We start from the raw sequence: 20399 nt of genomic DNA on the forward strand, positions 1-20399 counted from the left end.
AGACACCTCAGCGCAGGTGGTTCAAACGTCCAATCGGACACTGCGGCAATCATATGATTGCCTTGATATCGTTTAGAGAGAAAAATCAACAACACTGTTGGTCCTCCCGAGTGTGGGAACGACCTCAGATAGGTGAAGCGAGCTTGCTCGTGGACAGCACCGGATCCGTCATGTTTCCTCAGACGCCCGGATGTATGCCTGCCTGAAACGACAGTAGTTGTCCAAGTCAAGTACACTAACCCGCATGATCTACCCGATCATGCATTGTTCTTCTCTTCGCCTGAGATCGACATCACAGGCACTGAAGGGAAGAGCGGGAAAGTATGCTTTTTGGTTCAGAAACAGAGACCTGGCTACTTACCAGCTGTCAGGTCACGATAGCCGCATGGCTGTCTCTTTCTGGATCAGATCAAGCGCGAGAAGGGCGTTTGGTGGATGCCTTGGCAGTAAGAGGCGATGAAGGACGTGATACTCTGCGATAAGTCATGGTGAGCCGAGAATAGGCTTTGACCCATGAATTTCCGAATGGGGCAACCCACCTGAAAGTTTGATATAATAGCGACTTCGGTTGCTGCTTATATCCGGCTTAATCAGGTACTTATAGACTGAATACATAGGTTTATAAGAGCAAACCCGGGGAACTGAAACATCTAAGTACCCGGAGGAAAGGACATCAATAGAGACTCTGTTAGTAGCGGCGAGCGAACGCGGACCAGCCGAGCCTGATGAGTGACCAGAACATGTTGGGAAGCATGGCCATAGCGGGTGACAGCCCCGTATGGGAAGCTCTGAAGGACGTATTAAGTAGGGCGGAACACGTGAAATTCTGTCTGAAGATCGGGGGACCACCCCCGAAGGCTAAGTACTCCTTACTGACCGATAGCGAACCAGTACCGTGAGGGAAAGGTGAAAAGCACCCCGACGAGGGGAGTGAAACAGTACCTGAAACCGAACGCCTACAATCAGTTGGAGGCCCCTTGAGGGCTGACAGCGTACCTTTTGTATAATGGGTCATCGACTTGGTCTCACGAGCAAGCTTAAGCCGTTAGGTGTAGGCGCAGCGAAAGCGAGTCTTAATAGGGCGAATGAGTTCGTGGGATCAGACCCGAAACCGAGTGATCTAGGCATGACCAGGATGAAGGTGCGGTAACACGCACTGGAGGTCCGAACCCACACCTGTTGAAAAAGGTCGGGATGAGTTGTGCCTAGGGGTGAAAGGCCAATCAAACTCGGAGATAGCTGGTTCTCTGCGAAATCTATTTAGGTAGAGCGTCATCCGAATACCCCGGGGGGTAGAGCACTGGATGGGTAATGGGGCCCCACAGGCTTACTGATCCTAACCAAACTCCGAATACCCGGGAGTACTAGATGGCAGACACACTGCGGATGCTAACGTCCGTAGTGGAGAGGGAAACAACCCTGACCTCCGGCTAAGGCCCCTAATTCATGGCTAAGTGGGAAAGCAGGTGGGATGTCCAAAACAACCAGGAAGTTGGCTTAGAAGCAGCCATCTTTTAAAGATAGCGTAACAGCTCACTGGTCTAAATAAGACGTCCTGCGGCGAAGATGTAACGGGGCTCAAGCCATGAGCCGAAGCCGAGGATGCACATAGTGCATGGTAGCAGAGCGTAGTGTGACATAGTTCCATGCGTCCTTACCTTCTTTCGGGAAGGATTGGACGCAAGGAGCTTTCGATGAAGCGGGCGCGTGAGCGATCCCGTGGAGAGATCACTAGCGAGAATGATGACATGAGTAGCGACAAAGAGTGTGAGAGACACTCTCGCCGAAAGTCCAAGGGTTCCTGCTTAAAGCTAATCTGAGCAGGGTAAGCCGGCCCCTAAGCCGAGGCCGAAAGGCGTAGGCGATGGGAACTAGGTTAATATTCCTAGGCCAGGAGGATGTGACGGATTGCGAAGGTAGTTTGCCCTTATCGGATTGGGCGGGCTGCTAAGTAGTCCCTGGAAATAGCCCTCCATCAGACCGTACCCTAAACCGACACAGGTGGACTGGTAGAGAATACCAAGGCGCTTGAGAGAACGATGTTGAAGGAACTCGGCAAAATACCTCCGTAAGTTCGCGAGAAGGAGGCCCGGGTCCTACGCAAGTGGAATCCGGGGGCACAAACCAGGGGGTGGCGACTGTTTATTAAAAACACAGGGCTCTGCGAAGTCGCAAGACGACGTATAGGGTCTGACGCCTGCCCGGTGCCTGAAGGTTAAAAGGAGGGGTGAGAGCTCCGAATTGAAGCCCAGGTAAACGGCGGCCGTAACTATAACGGTCCTAAGGTAGCGAAATTCCTTGTCGGGTAAGTTCCGACCTGCACGAATGGCGTAACGACTTCCCCGCTGTCTCCAACATCGACTCAGCGAAATTGAATTGCCTGTCAAGATGCAGGCTTCCCGCGGTTAGACGGAAAGACCCCGTGCACCTTTACTACAGCTTCGCACTGGCATCAGGATTGTGATGTGCAGGATAGGTGGTAGGCATTGAAGCAGGAACGCTAGTTCCTGTGGAGCCATCCTTGAGATACCACCCTTCGCACTCTTGATGTCTAACCGCGGTCCATTATCTGGATCCGGGACCCTGCGTGGCGGGTAGTTTGACTGGGGCGGTCGCCTCCTAAAGCGTAACGGAGGCGCGCGAAGGTTGGCTCAGAGCGGTCGGAAATCGCTCGTTGAGTGCAATGGCAAAAGCCAGCCTGACTGCGAGACTGACAAGTCGAGCAGAGACGAAAGTCGGCCATAGTGATCCGGTGGTCCCGAGTGGAAGGGCCATCGCTCAACGGATAAAAGGTACGCCGGGGATAACAGGCTGATACTGCCCAAGAGTCCATATCGACGGCAGTGTTTGGCACCTCGATGTCGGCTCATCTCATCCTGGGGCTGGAGCAGGTCCCAAGGGTACGGCTGTTCGCCGTTTAAAGAGGTACGTGAGCTGGGTTTAGAACGTCGTGAGACAGTTCGGTCCCTATCTGCCGTGGGTGTAGGATACTTGAGAGGAGTTGCCCCTAGTACGAGAGGACCGGGGTGAACGAACCACTGGTGGACCAGTTATCGTGCCAACGGTAGTGCTGGGTAGCTATGTTCGGAAAGGATAACCGCTGAAGGCATCTAAGCGGGAAGCCCCCCTCAAAACAAGGTATCCCTGAGGGCCGTGGAAGACCACCACGTCAATAGGCCGGAGATGTAAGTGCAGCAATGCATTCAGTTGACCGGTACTAATCGCCCGATTGGCTTGATCTGATCCAGTAAAAGACAGCCACACCAAAAACGCATACACAAAACTTGGACAACTCGTTGACCTCCTAAAAACAAGGTCAAAACGTTGATTTGCTAGACAAAAAAAGTCTAGCGGGGTTCTTATTCGGTTTGGTGGCCAAAGCACAAGCGAAACACCCGGTCCCTTCCCGAACCCGGAAGTTAAGCGCTGTTGCGCCGATGGTACTGCATCTTAAGGTGTGGGAGAGTAGGGCACCGCCAAACCTAATAAGAACCCCAATACTCTCAAAACGAAAACAAAAAAAACAAACACCGCGGGATGGAGCAGCCAGGTAGCTCGTCAGGCTCATAACCTGAAGGTCGTAGGTTCAAATCCTACTCCCGCAACCAATACTAATTCTCTAACAATATCAGCACCTTCCAGCCGCGCCTCAACAGAGTGCGCGGTTGCTGGCGTTTGGATGACCGCTTCAGACCCCATCGCCACCCGCAACAGCGCCGCAAGATCCCCCTCCAACTCGATCTCCACGCCCGTGCTCCCCGCAGCCGGCATCAGTACGATCCGATCCACCAAAGCCCGCAGCGCCTCCTTGGCTGCAGGCATCTCTGCGCTTCTCCCCAGACCCGCAATCAATGCCGCGACCCGCTCGCGGTAGGTCACCGCCATCGACGGATGAATCAGGATCGGGTCCGGGGCAGGGGAGGCGGAAAGCCTGCGCTCGAGCTGCTGCCTTTGCTGATCCAGCTCGATCATCCGGTCTTTGACCTGCTCCGCCGGAACACCTGCGATAATCGCGTCCACCAGCTTTTGGTGATCGCGTTTGGTCTGGGCGAGGCTGCGTTCAGGGTCTCTCTCGCGCCCTCGGCCTCCCGGCGCAGCCGGTTGCGTTCGTCGGCATAAGTCTCGCAAAAGACCGCCAGTGCCTCTGGATCCATCAGGTGATTGGTCAGGGCGTTCAGGACCCGCGCTTCCAGATCCGTCTGGGCGATGGTGCGCATATTGGCGCAGACCGCTTTGCCCTTATTGCGCGCGGAGGAACAGCCGAAGGCCGATTTGGAGACTTTGGCGATGCCGCCACCGCCACCCGTTCGCGGTAGGTCACCGCCATCGACGGATGGATCAGGATCGGATCCGGGGCAGGGGAGGCGGAAAGCCTGCGCTCGAGCTGCTGCCGTTGCTGATCCAGCTCGATCATCCGGTCTTTGACCTGCTCCGCCGGCACACCTGCGATGATCGCATCCACCAGCTTTTGGTGATCGCGTTTGGTCTGGGTGAGGCTGCGTTCTAGGGTCTCTCTCGCGTCCTCAGCCTCCCGGCGCAGCCGGTTGCGTTCTTCTGCATAGGTCTCGCAAAAGATCGCAAGTGCGTCTGGATCCATCAGGTGATGGGTCAGGGCGTTCAGGACCCGCGCTTCCAGATCCGTCTGGGCGATGGTGCGCATATCCCCCTCGCGAACAGGTAAGTTGTAAGTCTAGGGCTCAGGACCCATTGATTTTCGGTTGGCTGCGTGATTCACCGCATCAAAAATGGGCGGTGACGATGTCTGATCTTTTCTGGTTGAGCGATGCGCAGATGGCGCGTCTTGAGCGCTTCTTTCCCAAGTCTCACGGCAAGCCGCGAGTTGATGACCGGCGGGTCCTAAGTGGCATTATCTTCATCAATCGCAATGGCTTGCGGTGGCGTGATGCACCGAAGGAATACGGCCCACACAAAACGTTGTACAACCGCTGGAAGCGGTGGAGCGATAAGGGCATTTTCGCACAAATGCTGGTCGGTCTGGCCGCAGATCATCGCGAAGAACAAACTGTCATGATCGATGCGACGTATCTCAAAGCGCACCGTACGGCTTCCAGCCTACGGGCGAAAAAAGGGGACCTGGAGACAAGCGCGGGCGGGTGATCGGTCGCACAAAAGGCGGGATGAACACGAAGCTGCATGCGATCTGCGACAGCCGTGGTCGCCCGCTCAACTTGTTCATCACTGCCGGCCAAGTCAGCGATTACGTCGGAGCACGGGCTCTGTGCAGCAGCCTGCCGACGGTCGGATGGCTGCTGGGCGACCGGGGCTATGACGCTGACTGGTTCAGAGAAGCGTTGGAAGACAAGGGGATAAAGGCGTGCATCCCTGGGCGCAAACAGCGTAAAACCCCTGTCAAGTACGATAAGCGCCGTTACAAACGCCGCAACCAGATCGAGATCATGTTCGGCAGGCTGAAAGACTGGAGAAGGGTCGCAACACGATACGACAGATCACCAACAGTGTTCCTGGCAGCTATCGCTCTCGCCGCTCTCGTCATCTTCTGGCTATGAAGGATAACGAGTCCTGACCCTAGCGCAGCCATACCTTCCCTCCCCGTCGTGCTGCATCCGTTCAGAACAGGCTGCTTAGCATTGCGAATAATTCTGCCTGCGAAGTGATCATCAACTTTCGGTAGATGTTGCGGCGATGAACCTTGACGGTTTGGCGCGCGACGCCGAGCACCAATGCTGCCGACAGGTTGGAATGGCCCTGCAGGATCAACGCGATCACCTGCGCCTCGCGCCGAGTCAGGTCGGCCTGACGGACCTGCAATACATGCGCAGCAATGAGATCCTCCAAGGGGCGAAGGCTCGATGCGGGCGGGCTTTCGGGCGCACCGCGCGACTCGCAATACTGACGTAGCAGTTCCAGCAGGACGGGGCTGAAGTGTCGCAAGCACTGCAATTCCCTGCGGCGAAATTTGCCATCTTTTCGGCTGAACGAGAGGTGGCCCGTCGCGCCGTCCGACAAGGGCACCAGCAAGCCGACCTCGTCCCGGATGCCGGTGATCTGATAGTAGCGCAGGTAGTATTCGCCGGAAAAGAAACGGTCGGGTGCGATGTCTGACAGGCGGTATAGACCGCCTTCCGTTTGGCTGTGGCGCATCTGGAAAAAGGGGTCGAGCCGGTAGGCCCCTTCAAGATAGTAACGCGGGTAGGTGGCTTGCAGGGCCGCATCCGCAATCCATGTATTGAGCGCCTGCGGAACACCGCTGCGCCCGAACTTCAGGATCAGGAACGTATCGAACCGAAGTCGCGCCCGTAGCAGGCTTCGCAGGTGATGAAAGAACGAATCGTCACGACTGTGCGCCATAGCGCGTTGCAGTCGTGACAGGTCGCCTGACCTGAGAAGTTCCGTCATTTCTAACCCCGAAAAGCCAACTCTTTGATCACAGACTACCCCCGTGGGGGTATTTTTCCATCGATTGAATGCGCTGATTGTCAAATAAAACTGGCGTCCCGCGTCCCAATGCGGAACCGTGGAGACCAGACCAACGCAAGGGATACCAATCGTGGCGACCGCCATCAGCGTCAAAAACATCAGGAAAGTTTACCCCGGTCAGCCGCCCGTCGTGGCGCTTGCCGATGCCAGTATCGGCATTCGGGACAACGAATTTTTCACCCTGCTGGGGCCTTCTGGCTGTGGCAAGACCACCCTGTTGCGAATGATCGCAGGGTTTGAGCAACCGAGCTCGGGCTCTCTGACCATGCACGGCGAGGATCTGTTGGAGCTGCCGCCGCATAAACGGCCCGTGAACACAGTATTTCAAAGCTACGCATTGTTTCCGCACCTTACCGTGGCTCAAAATATCGGCTTCGGACTTGAGATGTTGGGCAAACCCAAGTCCGAGATCAGGACGACGGTGGGCGAGATGATGGAGCTGGTAAAGATGAGCCAGATGGCTGATCGCCAAACCGGCCAGATTTCTGGTGGTCAGCAACAGCGCGTGGCACTGGCCCGTGCTTTGGCTCCGAAACCCCGTGTGCTGCTTCTAGACGAGCCGCTCAGCGCACTGGACTTCAAGCTGCGCAAGGACATGCAACTTGAATTGAAGCGTCTGCAGACGGAAACCGGGATCACCTTCATTTTCGTCACGCACGATCAGGAAGAGGCACTGACCATGTCCGACCGCATCGCGGTGATGAGCGCGGGCGAGATCAGGCAGGTTGGCACCCCGCGCGAGATCTATGACCATCCTGCAGAGCGCTTTGTCGCGGATTTCATCGGTGACACGAATTTCCTACCGGCCGATTTATTGTCCGTCAGCGGCGAGACGGCGCAGGTGCGCCTGTCGTCAGGACGCGAGATCGCCGCGCGGACTTGGGAGGCAGGCCCGCAAAGCGGCAGTATCACTCTTGCGGTGCGCCCCGAACACGCCAGCATCGGCCCTGTCGATGAGGGGCTGGTCACCGGCACTCTGGGCGAGGTCGTCTATTTCGGCACCGACACGCATTATCACGTGGCACTGAACGACGGCACTGCCTTTGTGGTGCGCCTGCAGAACCGGCCTGACGCCGCGTCGAGCTACACCACGGGTGACACCGTTGGCATTCAGTTCGGTGCCGGTGTCGGCCAAGTGTTGAGGGATTGACGCGATGAGCGATCTCGCCTCCGCCGCCGATGCCCGCGCCAGCCGCCGCCGCTGGCTGTTGCTGGCGCCCGCGCTTGCCATTTTGGTTTTTGCTGCCGCCGGGCCGCTCCTGATCACGCTGGTGTATTCGTTCCTGACGCCTGGGGACTATGGCGGTGTGGAATATCAGTTTTCCTGGCAGGCGTGGTTCAACGTCTTTGCGGAGCGGGATATCTTTGATGACACCTTGGGCTGGTCCGATGCGCATCTCAGCATTTTCTGGCGTTCGGTGAAGCTTTCGCTGCTGACCACGCTGCTGTGCCTCTTCTTCGGTTTCCCGACCGCCTATTTCATCGCGACCCGGCCCAAGAAACAGCGCGATCTTTGGATGCTGCTGATCATCATTCCGTTTTGGACGAACCTGCTGATACGTACCTTCGCCATCGTGGAGCTGATCCGGGCGGAGGGTACCGTGAACACTCTGCTGTTGTGGCTGGGCGTCATCGATACGCCGATACAGATGCTCTATACCGAGTTTTCGATCCTGCTGGGCATGGTCTATGTCTATATCCCGCTGATGGTGCTGCCGCTCTACGCGTCCATGGAGCGGCTGGATTTCAGTCTGGTCGAGGCGGGCTATGACCTCTACGCCACGCGTTTCCAGGTGTTGCGCCGTGTGATCCTGCCACTGGTAAAGCCCGGTGTCATCGCAGGGTCGATCCTTGTTTTCGTGCCCTCGCTGGGGGCCTACGTCACGCCACGCGTCATGGGAGGCGGCAATCAGCTGATGATCGGAAACCTGATCGAGTTGCAGTTCGGACAGGGCCGCAACTGGCCGCTCGGGGCCGCGCTGTCGATCACGCTGCTTGCCATCGTCATGATTGCGCTGCTTGCCTACGTCCGCGCAGCCGGAACGGAGGAGCCACACCGTGCGTAAGAGGTTCAGCATAAGCCGTCAGCCGGGGTTCACCGTCATCGCGATGACGTGCTTCGTGCTGCTGTACCTGCCGATCATCCTGCTGGTGGTTTATTCCTTCAACTCCGGCCGCTCCATCGCCATTTGGGAGGGTTTTTCCTGGCGCTGGTACGTCTCGGCGTGGGAAAATGACCAAGTGCAGCAGGCCACTGTCCGCAGCCTTGTCATCGCGCTCTGGGCTTCGGCGATTTCGACAAGCGTCGCGGTTCTGGCCGCGCTGGCCACCACCCGCACGCGCAAGTTCAAGGGGCAGGCGGCGGTCTTTGCGATGATCAACCAGCCGCTGATGGTACCTGAAATCGTGACTGCGACGGCGTTGCTGATCTTCTTTGCGATGATAAAGGTTGCGACCGGCTACACCGGCCTTGCCTACTTGATCATCGCGCACTCGGCCTTTTGTATTCCCTTTGCTTACCTGCCGATCCGCGCGCGGCTGACGGGCATGGACCTTAGCCTGGAACAAGCGGCTGCGGACCTCTACGCGACTCCCTTCCAGGTGTTTCGCCGCATAACCCTGCCACAGCTCTGGCCCGGCATTCTTGCGGGGGCAATGCTGGCCTTCGTGATCTCGCTGGACGATGTGGTGATCACTGAATTTGTAAAATCCGCGGGGCAGGATACGCTGCCCACCTACATGCTCGGCCAGTTGCGTCGCGTGGTCACGCCAGAGGTCAATGCGATCTCGACCGTGCTGCTTGGCATCTCCGTGACCTTCGTAATCGCGTTCACTGTGTTGAGTAAAATCAAAAAATAAGCCAACGGGAGTTTACACCATGAAGAAGACAACACTCACGGCCTTGTCACTGGTGCTGGCCACACCTGCCTTCGCCGAAGGTCAGCTGAACATCTACAACTGGGGCAACTACACCAGCCCCGAGATGATCGAGAAGTTTGAGAAAGAGACCGGCATAGAGGTCACGGTCACTGACTACGACAGCAACGACACCGCATTGGCAAAGATCAAGGCCGGTGGTCACGGCTTCGACATCGTCGTGCCGTCGGGCACCTACGTGCCGATCTTCATCGAAGAAGGCTTGTTGCTGCAAAGCAAGCCGAACCAGATGGAGAACTTCAAACACATGGACCCGCAATGGGTCGACGTCGAATTCGATCCGGGCCGTGACTACACTGTGCCGTGGCAGTGGGGCACAGTGGGCGTGACCGTGAACACCTCGGTCTATGACGGTGATATCAACACCTCCGGCGTGATTTTCGACCCGCCAGAAGAACTGAAGGGAAAGATCAACGCGACGCCGGAAATGAATGATCTGATGGGGCTGGCGATCCACTATGTCGGAGGAGAGCAATGCACCGCCGATAAGGACGTGCTGCGCGAAGTGCGCGACATGCTGGTCGAGGCCAAGAAAAACTGGGTCTCGATGGATTACGGCATGATCGAGAAATACGCTGCGGGTGACGTGGCCGCCGGGTCGAACTGGAACGGTGCGTCGATGCGCGCGCGCGTTCAGAACCCGGACATCGCCTTCGGCTATCCTCAGGAAGGCTACCCAGTCTGGATGGACAACGCCGCGATCCTCGCGGACGCGCAGAACGTGGAACAGGCGAAAACCTTCCTCAATTTCATCATGGACCCTGAGAACGCTGCTATGCTGTCGTCGTTTGCCCGGTATGCCAACGGCATCGCAGGGTCAGAAGAATTCATGCCAGAAGACATGAAGGCCGCGCCAGAGATCGTGGTCCCCGAAGAGCTGAAAGGGGCGGCCTATGTTGCGCGCACCTGCCCGCCGGCAGCGACCAAGATCTACACCGCGATCTGGACCGAACTGCAGAAGTAAGCGCTTTTCACAGTGACCAACTGCGGCCCCCTTCGTGGGGCCGCTTTACCCTTTGCCGGAGAATTCCAATGGCCACCGCCCCCGATATCATCATCCATAACGGCAAGCTGATGACTTTTGACTCCGATCAGCCAGACGCGCAGGCACTGGCGATCACTGGGGGGATTCTGACAGCGGTAGGCAATGACGCAGATATCCGTGCGATGACGGGGGAGGAGACGCTGCTCATTGACGCAGGCGGCGGTACCGTGTTGCCCGGCTTCATCGACAGCCATGTGCATCTTTTTGGCGGCTCGGTCGAGCTCGACACGCTGAACCTTTACGGCGTTGAAGGGATCGCCGCGATGCAAGACAAAATCCGCCCCTACGCCGAAGCACACCCCGACGTGCAGATGATCTTTTGCGTTATGGCAGACTATAACATCCTCGGCACGGGAAAGACGCCCACGCGTCACGATCTTGATGCGGTGCTGGCTGACCGCCCGCTGGCCATGTTCGCGCCCGACCACCACACTGTCTGGGCCAACACCAAGGCACTGGAGGCCGCAGGGCTGATCGACGGGCTGGAGGTCGATGCAGGGTCCGAGGTCGTTATGGGCGACGACGGCAAAGCCAGCGGCGAGCTGCTGGAACCCGGCGCCTATAGCCCCGTGCTTGCGCTGACACGCCATGCCGGCCGCGACATGATGGGGCTAACCACGGGCAAAGACCCCGTCCCTGCGCCCACGAGAGAACAGCGTGAGATGGACAAGGACGTGATTGCGCGCGGCCTACAGCATTGTGCGCGGCAGGGCATTACCGGGCTGCACGCGATGGACGGCAACGTCTACCAGCTGGAACTGCTGGCGGAGCTTGAGGCGGAAGGTCGCCTGATCTGCCGTGTAGACGTGCCCTTTCACCTCAAGGGCACCGATCCGGTCGAACGCCTGACGCAGGAAGCCCCGGCGATGCGGGACCGGTTTCAGGGCGACAAGGTCCGCTGCCAACACGTGAAGATGTTCATCGACGGCGTCGTGGAAAGCGGCACCGCCTTGATGCTGGAGCCTTACCCCGGGGACCTGGGTGCGAACGGCAATACCGGGGATGAGGTCTTCACTCAGGAGCATTTCGTGAATGCATGTATCGAGGCCGACCGCCTCGGCTTTCAGATCGCGGTGCATGCCATCGGCGATGCGGGGGTGCGGCGTACAATTGACGCCTATGAGGCCGCGCAAAACGCCAACGGAAAACGCGACAGCCGTCACAGAATTGAACACCTTGAAGTCATGCATGCCGACGATATTCCGCGTCTGGCCAAATTGGGGATCGTCGCCTCGATCCAGCCCGGTCACGCGCCGCGCGGCCACATTTTCCCCCCTTCGGGCGTCGGGCAGGTGCTGCACGATCACCAGATCGCCGGTGCCTACGCATGGCAAGACATCCGCAACAGCGGCGCGCGGGTGATCTTTTCGACCGATTGGCCGGTGATCCCCGTTGACGTGATGCCCAACGTCAAGGCCGCCATCGCGCCGCTGGACCTGGGACCCGATTGGCGCGACCAGACGCAAAGCCTGACGGATACGCTGGCCAGCTACACCTGCGACAATGCCTGGGTCGAATTCAACGAAAACCGCAAGGGGAAGCTGAAGGTTGGTATGATGGCCGACGTCGCGGTGATGAGCCACGATCTGACTGCATTACCGCCTGCCGATATCACGCAAGCGCAAGCGCAGGTGACGATCTGCGACGGCGCGGTGACGTTTCAGCGGGACTGAGGCCACGCGCTGCAAGCAGGTTCTCGTTCACATTCGAAACGCCGGAATATCAGCGTTTCGAATGTGAAGACGCCGATCAAGATTGTTGACCGGTTGAAATATCAAAGTCAGAATGTGAGTGTGATTGAAGACTTGAAAACTCAATGAGGTAGCGAAAACCGGCTATTTGCAAGCATACCCCCTTCAGTGGATGGCGCCATTCAGGTCTTAACGCCCTCATTTCCAAGGCCAGCCTAATCTCTGGATCGCGTGATCGTCGGTCTTTGCCTGATCCTGAGTATATCATTGCTCCTCGTTGGAGCCCAAACAACTCGGTACGAGAGGCATTTCTTGATTTCTTGTAACATCGTTCGAACGTGGTGTGCGGGTGCGCGGGCTTTGGCGCTTGTGCTTTCTCTCGGGGCTCCAGTTGCAGTGCAGGCCCAGGAATATAGTCTCGGAGCTATTCTTGACCCTGAGGTCTATGGGGCGGTGCCAAAGTCAGCACCACTGGCGCGGGGAGATTATCTCAGCGCGCCGGCTTCGATGTCACTCAAACGGTTTGTGCCACCAGTGGGCGATCAAGGGCAGCAAGGCAGCTGTGTAGGCTGGGCCACCGCCTATGCTGCACGCACGCTATTGACCGCCAAGGGTCTGGACGTCGACACTTCAGCGAAACTGCGCCGCATGATCCTGTCGCCAGCCTATGTTTTCAACCAGATCCATCTGCCGGGGTGCAACGGGTCTTATCTGCCTGACGCACTGGAATTGATGCAGCGGCAGGGCGTTTCGTTGATGAGCGATTTTCCTTACGATGAGTTTTCCTGTTCTGCGACTCCTCCCTCGGGCGTGCGCAGCAAAGCGACTGCGTATCGGATCAAGGGATTTTCGCGGCTTTGGGGCCGATCCGGTCGCAACAAACATGTCGCCACCCGCAGAGCGCTGGCGAATGGCAATCCAGTGGTCATCGGCATGATGGTCGGAGAAGGGTTCATGCGCCACCGCGGGGAGGGGCTCTGGCAGCCAAGCTCCGCCGAGCGAAGCGGATTGCGTGACGATACCCTCGGCGGGCATGCCATGGCGGTGATCGGATATGACGACACCCGCAACGGTGGTGCTTTTGAGGTTGTGAATTCGTGGGATACAAGCTGGGGCAACAAGGGGTTCTTCTGGATCTCATACGAGGACTTCAATGACTTCGTTTTCGAAGGCTATGAAGTGTTGCCGCCCGACCCACCGCCGCCGCCGCGGGTGGTGGATATGGCCGGTCGTGCCCGTGTGCTGCATATTTCGGGCGACACGCTGGATGTAAGGCGCAATAGCGACGGCTATGCCTTGCGCCAGCCCCTGCCATCCGGTGCGCGGTTTCGCGTGGAGGCGTCGAGCCGTTTCAATGGCGCGCTTTACGTAGTGGGTGGCGACGCAACAGGTGACTACGTGCACCTGTTTCCACGTGGAGACAGGGTGACGCCTTTTACACATAGCGGCACCACCATGTTGCTTCCGGGGCCGACCGAGCAACATTTTACGCGTCTGAATGACACGGTCGGTACCGACCATTATGTGCTGCTTTATGCGCAGCAACCGTTGGACCCGGAGGTTGTCGCGGAGCGAATGGCACGGGCCTCAGGGGATGTGCGTGCGCGACTGCGCAGCGCGCTGGGCGACCGTCTGCTACCAGCGAAAGAGATGGACCTTCTATCTGACCGCATCGGGTTTGAGGCCGCAAGCGGCGAGGCTGATGTGGCCGCCGTGGTGCTCACCATAGATCATGTTGCTGCAAACTCAGGAACCACGGACGACACAGAGCCACTGATCGTGTTGACTGCCCCCGAGCCTGAGGCCTTTGACAGCGACGATGCGGTGATACCGGTCGCGAGCCGCTTGTTTCGGCTTGAGGGCATGGCGCAGGATGAAAGCGAAATCGCATCGCTTACTGTCGAGGGCGCGCTGTCCAGCAGGTACTCTTCGCGAGGGCCGTTTCGGGCGGAGATCGAACTTCCGGAGGGGCCGGGGCCGCATCCGATCAATATTGAAACGCGTGATGCGGCTGGAAACACCGCACGCCGAACCTTTCTCTTCAAACTGACCTACAACTGACCCCGCAGGAGATGTTTCGTGATCCGAACAGCCATATTCCAGGTAATTTGTGCTCTTGCTTTGGCAATGGGGACATCTTCATACGCTCTTGAGTGTCAGTATTGCGAAGGCAAGGATCTCGGCGATTTGATCGAGCTTTCGGTCTCGCGCGACAGCGGTGCGCTCCGGTCGCAGATACGGGGGTGGATTGCGGAAAAGCACCCTGAAACACCAGCCGGATTGGTGGCTCGGGCATGGGTGCTCGATGCCAACGGTGGAGATCTAAGCGAAGTCGAACGCCTATATCAGGAAGGTGTCAAACGCGATCCGAGCCTGGGTCTTGGATTTACGAATCTAGGCTATGCATTGGAGCGACAGGATCGCCGTGAAGAGGCCTTTGATGCCTTCCTACTGGGCGCTGCGGCCTGGCCTCATCATGAGTTCTTTGTGCAGTACGCATATTTCAACCTCAAAAAACGCGCGGGTGAGGCAGCTGCGAATAACTGGCTCGACAGCTTTGAACGCGACGGCCCCGCGCAAGACTGGGTTTATGATTATGTCCGTGGTGTCATCGCAAGGGACAAGGGTGATCGTTCTGGCGCGGATCGGTACTTCACCTTGGCGCTTGATCAAAGCAGCAACTCCAGTGCGTTGAAGGCGTGGCTTGATAACCGACTGCGCGTTCTGAGCGCCCAACGTGCTGATCGCGCGACGCGTCTCGATACCATTCGAGAGGCGATAAGCTGGGCCAATGAGCACCAGAGCGATGCGGCGCTTCGCCATGTGGGTAAAATACTCTGGGAGGATTTCAAACTGCCGCGTGACGCACATCGGGTTTTGAGTGCGGCATATGACATGAACCCATCGCCAGAGGCGGCACAAGATGCGTTCGGCGCGATCGGAAATGACGATTTCGACGCGGGTATCGCCGTGCTAAATCGGGGTTTGCGCGATTTCCCCGACAATTATCTTGTTTTGATGTCTGCAACTTGGGCATGGAGCAATTTTGAGTTCGACCCGCGGAAGGCTGAAGACTACGGCAGCCGCGCTATATCCATGGCGCCGACGCAGAACCAGTTGGATGATGCAATCGATCAATATGCGGATTTTGCCAAAGAGGCCGCGCTCTATGATCGCGTGATTCCGGTGTTTGAAAAGTACCTGCCGACTGTAAATGGCACGGTCTATCGAAACATACTCGGCGACTATATCGACAATCGTGTTCACGCGCGCGATTTCGGCCAGGCCAACCGGCTGCTCGAACGCGCAGAAGATTATGGCGGATTTTCAGAGAACTGGCTCGCTGGGCGCGAGAACCGTATCCGTACCGCACTGCGATTGCAGGGACAAAGAGACCGGTTTTTCGCGGAGAATCCATTTCTAAAGGATTGGGAGCAGCGCTTTGGAGACAGCCTGCGGGTGACGATCGAATTTGCCACTGGCAAAGCGGATATCCGTGAGGCTGGCGTGAGACTTCTCAATCAGGCGGCCGATGCGCTTAAGGCGATGGGAGCCGAAAACTATGTGTTCTTGATCGAAGGTCACACCGACATCACCGGTAGCGACAAGGTCAATCTGCCGCTGAGTGATGCGCGTGCCAAATCGGTCGAGCGCTATTTTGTGGAGAGCGCCAATATTGCGCCGGAACGTCTGCAAACCGTCGGCTATGGATCGCGTATCCCACTTGCCACCAATGTTACCGAGAGCGGCAAACAGACCAACCGCCGCGTTGAGATCCGTCCCTATGGCAACATCTCGGAACCACAGATTTCGACCTCTGGCTGGCTCGATGCGCGCTCGCTGACACTGAGCCCCGATGGCCGGTATGCGGTGACGGGCAACACACCTGCGCAGGTGTGGGATCTGGAGCGGATGCTGCGGGTCCGCCAACTGCCTATCGGTGGCAGCTCAAGAGCGATTTCGCCGAACGGGCGCTATATCGCGATGAAGTCCTCATTTGTGGGGGTGACCGGTGTAACGGATAATCTCCTCTACATCTACGACATGCGCACAGGGCTAATGCATAGCCAGTTGCCAAACTCGATCGAGATTGATGAGATCTCTTGGTCGCCATTCTCGGATGCGGTGGCCTATAGCGACCGTACCGGGTACCTGCGGGTCTATGATCTTGCATCGCGCAAGTTTCGCGGCGTGACCAAGATGGGCACCATTCGCGGCTCGGAGCAGATCGCCTGGTCTGGCGATGGCGGGCATATCGTGACCAAGACACCACGCACTTCGCATGCAGTGGTGCGGGACGCCAAGTCCTTGAAACCCGTGGGCATGTTGCGCAATACCGGCTGGCTGCATGGGTTCGCCAATACGCCCGATGGTCAATATCTGGTGGGGATGAACAACGACTATGAGTTGATCGTCTGGAACACCTCTGACTGGCGTGAGATTGCGCGCAAGCGGATGCCGGCGATGACGTTCAATCTGATCGCTCACCCCACCGAACCCAAGGTGATGATCGCCGATACGTTCACCAACACCACCCGTCTGGCGCTGGTGGATGTGCCGAGCCTTGAGGTTACAGCGCAGCTTCAGGGCGATCAGGACAAGATCCTCTATGGTGGTTTCACGCCCGATGGCAGTCATTATGTTACCGCGCTGGATGATCAGATCGTCTATCTCGATACGCGTGATCTGAGTGTTGACCAGCGTAAAGATGGGGCTGCGCACAAGGGCCGTGGACTCACAATGGTGCCCTCGCAGAACCTGGTCATGTCGCGCGACAGCGCCGGAACCAGCGTTTGGGACATCAAGACGGGCCGCCGAGTCCACCGTATTGAAGGCGAGATCTATCAGACTTGGAAGCCGCTAAATCAGGACGGGTCTGTTCTCTTTGCCTTTGACGAAGACGGGCAGATGCTGAAGTTCGACGCCACCACATTCCGCAGTGAGGTGATCAAGCAGATCGACGGTAAACCCTACAGCATGCGCGAGAACGACACCCATATCGTCGTGGGGACCGTGCCGCAGGGGGATGGGCCGTTTCAGTCGCCACGCTCCAATATCTACGTGATCGAGAAGGCGACGCTGAAGGTCGTGATGCAAAAGAGTTTTGATATCGTGACCGAGCCGGTACGGTACGAAGGCATCTACGACCCGCGTGTTTTCGTGCGCCTTGCCGATAACGGCATGATCGCGGTCACATCTTCTTGGATGGCAGGGTTCAAACAGGGCATGACAGATGGCCGCGTCGTCACCATCTATGATGCCTTGCGCGACCGCGAAGTGACGAGCTTTCAGGCCGAGGCGCGCTATTTCAAGATGGAATGGGCGGATGGGGGCGATGTTCTCAAATTCCGTGGCAAGGGGCGCTGGTATCTGCACGACCCCGCAAATGGCAAGTACACTGGCCGCGAAACGCCCAGCCCGAATTTTGAGGTCGAGCTGAGCGACGGGCGTACGGTTGAGTGGTTTTGGGATCACGTGGCGCTGGATGGCAAAGAGCTGACCTTCCCGCATAACCTGCGCCACTTGCAGGTCCATTCAGAGCGCAATCTTGCGATTGGTTTGACCACCGGAAATGAGCTTATCTTCATTGACCTCAACCGGATGGAGCAGGCACTGACGATTGCGCCGCGTAAGGACGGCGAGTGGATCGCCTATACGCCTGACGGGCGCTATACCGCGTCCTTGCAGGGGACCGAGGATGTGTACTGGTCGCTGGGCGACAACTATCTGCCTTTCTCCGCGCTGGCAGAGGGCTACGAGCGTCCGGGCCTGATCCGCAATCTTCTGGATGCTATCGCTCGTGGTGAGGCACTGCCGGATGATGGCGCAGACGTGGATGCGGATGTCTTTGAGGCGCCGTATGCGGTAACTCTGGTGTCCCCTGAGCGCACCACCACCGAGGATGAAACCTTTGTGGTGCAGCTGGAGGTGCGCAAGGACAGCGCAGATCTGGCCGACCCCGAGATCGAATATACGCTGAACGGTCGCCGTGTGCTGAAATCACGCGGCTTCGAGGAAGAGGCGTTCTTTGACGGGCAGGAGACCGTGGGTTTGAGCCGCAGGTTTGATCTCAATCCAGGACGTAATGTCATCGAGGCCTCGCTGGTGTGGCGCGATGCGCGTATTCAGACCCAGACTTTGGAGGTCATCCGCGCAGGCGGCGAGACACCCGATGAACGCCCAGCCGGGCAAACACTGTGGTTCTTTGGCGTTGGGGTCTCTGACTATGAGCGATCCAGCCAAAACCTGAACTTTGCGGACCGCGATGCAACCGAACTGGCAAAACTGATGGAGTCTCAGGAAGGCAAGCTGTTCAATCGGGTGGAAACCAAGGTTTTGACTGATGCGGATGCGACCGAGCGAAATGTCCGTATCCAGATGAACGAGTTTCTGGATCAATCCGCTGACGATGACGTGGTGGTGCTGTTCTTGGCCGGGCATGGCGTGGTTGATGAGGAGCAGGAGCTGTACTTTATGACCCACGAAGGCGATTTGGCCAAGCCCTACACGGGCATGAGTGTTGACCGTTTCCGGGACTATCTGGAGAACCGGCCGTTGAACCAGAACGCGCTGATGTTGCTAGATATTTGCCATTCTGGAGCGGGTGGTAACCGGGTGGTGGCCGACGATGCGGTCCAAGATCTCACCAAGGGCACCGGGGCGGTTGTGTTTGCCTCTTCCTCTGGCTCGGAGCTGAGCTTTGAGGACGAGAGCTTCGGCGGTGGTCACGGTGCCTTTACGGCGGCGTTGCTAGAGGGCTTGCGCGGTTTGGCGGACAACCGTGTCGGGGATCGCAACGGGTTCAACTCCCTGCAGGAGCTGGTGTTGTTCACATCCTCTCGGGTACCGGAGCTCACGGAGGGCCAGCAACGTCCACAAATCCCGGCGCTGTCGCTCAACGTGGACTACCCGCTCAGCATTGCAACAAATTGACCAATCATTATGGCCTTGTTTCGCGACGGCAGAGGGAGGATTTATGTAGTGAAGCCAGTTCTGTAGCTCAGTTGCGGGAGTGGTCACGGATAAGCTAAGAAGCGGACCGGCCTGAAGTGAAGCGTTGCAGCAGCGCGGTTCACTGATGATCTGGTTCGATCCTGATATGGTTTGTTCCCGAACGAGAAAGTAGAAGATCCGGAATAGCCGCATTGGCGAAGGACAGATCATTGACCTCTCATGGAACGTGAGGCTGGCACCAGTGCCAAATAGCTCTGTCGGCAGCATGGCATGGACGACTCTACACTAAGCTGGAGAAGTTTCAGGGGCGCAGGTCAGCCACGCGCCGATACCGGACCGAAGCTTCCTTAAGGGGTGCGGTCTACAATACTGCCCAGCAACGCCCGTTTCAGGATAAGAATGCGGCACCGGTACTGCGTTCAAGCAGGTCCTGGACCAGAGGGTTCGGGAACCGGCGCCGAAGCGTGACGGCGAAAAAGGTTTCCTTGATCAAAGGGTGCTCCTTGGCTTCTTTGAGGCGGCCGGAGCTCAGTTCATCTTTCACGACGATCGGCGCGACAAGCGCAAGCCCGACATCCTCTCGTACCATAAGGCGCATCATGGCCATGTCGTCTACTTCCGCGGCAATTTGCGGCCGCACGGACAAACGGCTCGCCATAGCGTCGAACGCGGTGCGCACGCTGCTGTCGGTCGTGGGCAGGATAAAGGGCTGGTCGAGGAGAAGCTCCCTGATCGGGCTATCGGGGTCGATCCGGTCCGGGGTGCCGACGATACTGACGTCCTGCTGTCCAATCTGGTGTGTTTCATATGGGGTCAGGCTGTCGTCTGGTGGCGGGCGGTTCATCAACACCATATCGAGATTGAGTGAGCCCAGTCCTTCCAGCAATTCTGTGGGACTGCCAGAGCGCAGAATGACTTCCACATCCAGGCGTGACAAAATCGGCCTTAGAAAACCGATCTGAAAGTTGCGCGACAAGGTTGCCAGCGCGCCGACGCGCAACGCCTTGCGGTTCTGTACCGGCCCCGTGAGCGTGGCGACCAGTTCTTGCCCCGTTGAGAAAATGGCGTCCGCATGGTCCAGCGCGATCCGCCCGGCTTCGGTCAGATGCAGTTGTCGCCCCCGTCGTTCGAACAGCCCGTGGCCCAGACGGTCTTCCAATTGCTTGATCTGAACCGACAGGGCGGACTGGGACAGGTTCAAACGCTGTGCCGTGCGCGTCAGGTTCCCCTCATGCGCAACGGCCCAGAAATATCGCAGGTGATGATAGTTCAACGGCATATAGTTCTATTTATTAGAACGACTTCTAAAGGAC

The 20399-nt window shown here is 57.7% G+C and carries 11 protein-coding genes, 1 tRNA gene, 2 rRNA genes and 1 pseudogene; 11 read left to right on the forward strand and 4 right to left on the reverse strand.

Annotation, left to right across the window (positions count from 1 at the left end; all coding sequences use genetic code 11):
* Positions 1-407: 407 nt before the first annotated feature.
* The 3 genes from R1T40_RS17610 to R1T40_RS17620 all read left to right on the forward strand — a co-directional run bounded on the left by R1T40_RS17610 (position 408) and on the right by R1T40_RS17620 (position 3608).
* Positions 408-3242, forward strand: a 23S ribosomal RNA gene (locus R1T40_RS17610).
* 125 nt (positions 3243-3367) lie between these two features.
* Positions 3368-3482: ribosomal RNA gene (gene rrf, locus R1T40_RS17615) — 5S ribosomal RNA — on the forward strand.
* A 49-nt stretch (positions 3483-3531) separates the two neighbouring features.
* Positions 3532-3608 (forward strand) — tRNA-Met (locus R1T40_RS17620).
* A gap of 360 nt (positions 3609-3968) precedes the next feature.
* Here R1T40_RS17620 and R1T40_RS17625 read toward each other — a convergent pair.
* Positions 3969-4217, reverse strand: a complete 249-nt coding sequence (locus tag R1T40_RS17625) for a hypothetical protein (RefSeq protein ID WP_317385045.1) — start codon at positions 4215-4217, stop codon at positions 3969-3971.
* Positions 4175-4660 (reverse strand): hypothetical protein, encoded by a 486-nt coding sequence (locus R1T40_RS17630; protein WP_317385046.1) that lies wholly within the window; start codon positions 4658-4660, stop codon positions 4175-4177. The genes R1T40_RS17625 and R1T40_RS17630 overlap by 43 nt, the downstream gene beginning before the upstream one ends.
* A gap of 98 nt (positions 4661-4758) precedes the next feature.
* Between R1T40_RS17630 and R1T40_RS17635 the strand changes: the two are divergent.
* Positions 4759-5528, forward strand: a pseudogene (locus R1T40_RS17635) (IS5 family transposase).
* A 61-nt stretch (positions 5529-5589) separates the two neighbouring features.
* On the opposite strand, the gene R1T40_RS17640 reads toward R1T40_RS17635, so the two are convergent.
* On the reverse strand, positions 5590-6558 hold the full coding sequence (locus R1T40_RS17640) for a helix-turn-helix domain-containing protein (RefSeq protein WP_317385047.1): 969 nt from the start codon (positions 6556-6558) through the stop codon (positions 5590-5592).
* Here R1T40_RS17640 and R1T40_RS17645 point away from each other — a divergent pair.
* The 7 genes from R1T40_RS17645 to R1T40_RS17675 all read left to right on the forward strand — a co-directional run bounded on the left by R1T40_RS17645 (position 6527) and on the right by R1T40_RS17675 (position 19065).
* Positions 6527-7609: an ABC transporter ATP-binding protein gene (locus tag R1T40_RS17645; RefSeq protein ID WP_394805041.1), complete on the forward strand. Its 1083-nt coding sequence runs from the start codon at positions 6527-6529 to the stop codon at positions 7607-7609. The two genes, R1T40_RS17640 and R1T40_RS17645, sit on opposite strands and share 32 nt — an antisense overlap.
* A 4-nt stretch (positions 7610-7613) precedes the next feature.
* Positions 7614-8525 (forward strand): ABC transporter permease, encoded by a 912-nt coding sequence (locus R1T40_RS17650; protein WP_317385049.1) that lies wholly within the window; start codon positions 7614-7616, stop codon positions 8523-8525.
* A complete protein-coding gene (locus tag R1T40_RS17655) occupies positions 8518-9318 on the forward strand; it encodes an ABC transporter permease (RefSeq protein WP_317385050.1) in 801 nt (266 codons plus the stop codon). The genes R1T40_RS17650 and R1T40_RS17655 overlap by 8 nt, the downstream gene beginning before the upstream one ends.
* Before the next feature lie 19 nt (positions 9319-9337).
* On the forward strand, positions 9338-10360 hold the full coding sequence (locus tag R1T40_RS17660) for an ABC transporter substrate-binding protein (RefSeq protein ID WP_317385051.1): 1023 nt from the start codon (positions 9338-9340) through the stop codon (positions 10358-10360).
* A 68-nt stretch (positions 10361-10428) separates the two neighbouring features.
* Positions 10429-12114 carry an amidohydrolase gene (locus R1T40_RS17665; RefSeq protein WP_317385052.1) on the forward strand — a complete coding sequence of 562 codons (1686 nt, stop codon included), beginning with the start codon at positions 10429-10431 and terminating at the stop codon, positions 12112-12114.
* Positions 12115-12639: 525 nt separating this feature from the next.
* Positions 12640-14193, forward strand: coding sequence for a C1 family peptidase (locus R1T40_RS17670; protein WP_317385053.1), 1554 nt, complete (start codon positions 12640-12642; stop codon positions 14191-14193).
* Positions 14194-14259: 66 nt separating this feature from the next.
* On the forward strand, positions 14260-19065 hold the full coding sequence (locus R1T40_RS17675) for an OmpA family protein (RefSeq protein ID WP_317385054.1): 4806 nt from the start codon (positions 14260-14262) through the stop codon (positions 19063-19065).
* A 409-nt stretch (positions 19066-19474) separates the two neighbouring features.
* On the opposite strand, the gene R1T40_RS17680 is transcribed toward R1T40_RS17675, so the two are convergent.
* Entirely contained in the window at positions 19475-20365 is an 891-nt protein-coding gene (locus R1T40_RS17680; RefSeq protein ID WP_317385055.1) for a LysR family transcriptional regulator, read from the reverse strand.
* Positions 20366-20399 lie beyond the last annotated feature (34 nt).

The sequence above is a fragment of the Tritonibacter scottomollicae genome, assembly GCF_032924845.1.
Taxonomy (GTDB): Bacteria; Pseudomonadota; Alphaproteobacteria; order Rhodobacterales; family Rhodobacteraceae; genus Epibacterium; species Epibacterium scottomollicae.